The sequence below is a fragment of the Nocardiopsis sp. MG754419 genome (assembly GCF_018207095.1).
GTDB lineage: Bacteria > Actinomycetota > Actinomycetes > Streptosporangiales > Streptosporangiaceae > Nocardiopsis.
The window spans coordinates 1-2,173 of the sequence record NZ_QOCZ01000283.1 but is presented as its reverse complement, the minus strand read 5'-3'; the positions used below and the strand labels follow the sequence as shown (position 1 = coordinate 2,173).

The window sequence follows — 2,173 nt, the reverse complement described above, 5'->3', positions numbered from 1 at the left end:
GGCCGGTGGGACGTCGCAATCCACACCGATACCGGAGGCCCTCTTGTCGTGTGTCGGGCGGGGTGGGTGTTACCAACCTCCGTGGTCAGTACAGCTAGGTCGTGTTCTCCGGCTCCCCGCCGGCGCCGAGGCCCGTGCGCGGGTGCCCGACGGCACGGCGGGAGCCTCGGGACCCCGGGTGGGAGGGCTCGTTCTTCGCGATCCCGCCTTCGGTCCCGGCCCGGGGTCGAGAAGTGCACGCTCGACCGGCGCCCGCCCGGCCGCTCCTCAAGGCCCCGACGCGGCCCGTGCGAGTGCGCCCCGGGTGCACGCGGCGGAACTTCGGTGTCCGGCCCCCAAGGCCCCGGTGAATCGCCGCACGGGCTCCGGCGGTCGCCACCCTCGCCGTCCGGCGTGGCGGGGGCGGCGACCGTCGGTGTCCACGGCGCGGGGTCGGGTCTCACGCGTACCGGCTGCCCGCATCCCGCCTCCCGCTCCCCATCGGCTCCGGAACGACCCCGGACGGGGCCCCGCTCAGGAGGTCGCCGCTTCCTCGGCGGCCTGGGCCAGGGCCTCGTCCACTCCGGTCTCGTAGTCGCCCAGGACCTTGGGATCCGGGCGCAGTACCACGGTGCCCAGCGCCGCCAGGGCCGCCGGGACCTCGCGCACCCACCCGTACACGGTGGCCGTGCCGCGTTCGCTCATACTGTCGTCGCCCACGCCGACGGCGTCGATACCCGCCGCCCGGCACAGGTTGATCGCCCGCGGCACGTGGAACTCCTGGCTCAGGACCACCGCCTCCTCCACCCCGAAGATCTCCGCGGCGCGCGCACACGAGTCCCAGGTGTCGAACCCGGCGTGGTCGCCGACGATCCGGTCCGCCGGGATCCCCGCGTCGATCAGGTAGTCGCGCATGGTGTCGGTCTCGTTGTAGTGCTCCACACCGTTGTCCCCGGTCACCAGGACCGCCCGGACGCGTTCCGCCTCGTACAGCTCCACCGCCAGTTCCAGTCGCTGGGCCAGCAGGTGGCTGGGCAGGCCGTCGGGTCGCACGCCCGCGCCGAGCACCACGGCGACCGCGCGCTCGGGCACGTCCTCGGTCCCGTACCGGTGCTCGGAGGTCGCGATCAGCTGCCACACGAACGGCGCGCACCCCAGCACCATCACCGCCAGGGCGGCCAGGACCCGACCACGGCGTCGTCGGGCCGGGCGGTCGCTCACCGGGCCGCCGTCCGTGGACGCGGGGGTCCCGGTCTCGGAGGTCTCTGGGCTCTCTGGGCTCTCGGAGGTCGTCACACCCTGGAGACGACCGGACGCCCCGCCCGGTTCCCGACCTCAGGTGTGCATGCGGCGCAGCGCGTCCATGGCACTCGCCACCACCGCTTGGTCCGACGCTCCGGCCAGGGAACGGGCGTGGTCACCGCCGTTGAACCCCACCAGCACCGGCAGCCCGAACGCCTTGTACCCGTTGACCCACCAGGACCACAGCCCGGGATCGCGGGGATCGGACCACTCCAGAACGTCGACGTCGGCGGGCCAGAACACGTGCGGAAACCAGAGCCACAGCTTGTCGAGCAGCCCCGACCCCAGGGCGTCGATCGCCTCGGACCTGCTCTCCGGCAGGGCCGGTCGGAACTCCACGGAACCGGCCTTGAGCACACCGATCGGGAGGGTGATCGCACAGTGGTCCGCCCGCGCAAAGCCGCCGTCGGCCAGGTGCGCGACGGTGCCGTGGTCGCCGTGCTCCACCACGGTGACCACCGCCCGCGTGCGGACCGGCAGGTCGCCGCGCACCCGGGCGACCAGCGCGTCGTAGCCGTCGGGCAACAGCAGGTCGCCGCCGCGCCCGCCGACCCCCTCTTCATCGGCGCTGAGGGCCAGTTCGCCGGGCTCGGACCCGTACTCCTGGGCGTAGACGGTGGTGGCGGCGTACCGCAGTGCCGGGGAGGGGTCCGCGGGCAGGAGCGCGGAGATCGGTGTGGTGTCGGGGTCCGGGTGCCGCGCCATGCCCTTCACGCACCTCCGCAGTTCCCGGTAACCGGTCGCGTCCGCGCCGGCGACGTTCTCGTAGTCGAACGCGAGGCGCCGCCCACCGGTGGCCCTGAGCAGTCGGGTGACGGGGTTGCCCTTGTGCCCGTGGATCCACGAGGCGCCCAGTTCGACCGGCATGCCCGCCGACCACTCGGTCCACGCC

At 73.7% G+C, this 2,173-nt stretch carries 2 protein-coding genes; both read right to left on the bottom strand.

The window, feature by feature from the left end; all coding sequences use genetic code 11:
* Positions 1-513: 513 nt before the first annotated feature.
* Positions 514-1,275: a vancomycin high temperature exclusion protein gene (locus DSY14_RS27620; protein ID WP_374224068.1), complete on the bottom strand. Its 762-nt coding sequence runs from the start codon at positions 1,273-1,275 to the stop codon at positions 514-516.
* A gap of 39 nt (positions 1,276-1,314) precedes the next feature.
* On the bottom strand, positions 1,315-2,173 hold an 859-nt coding region (locus DSY14_RS27615; RefSeq protein ID WP_211719534.1), incomplete at its 5' end, for an FAD-dependent oxidoreductase.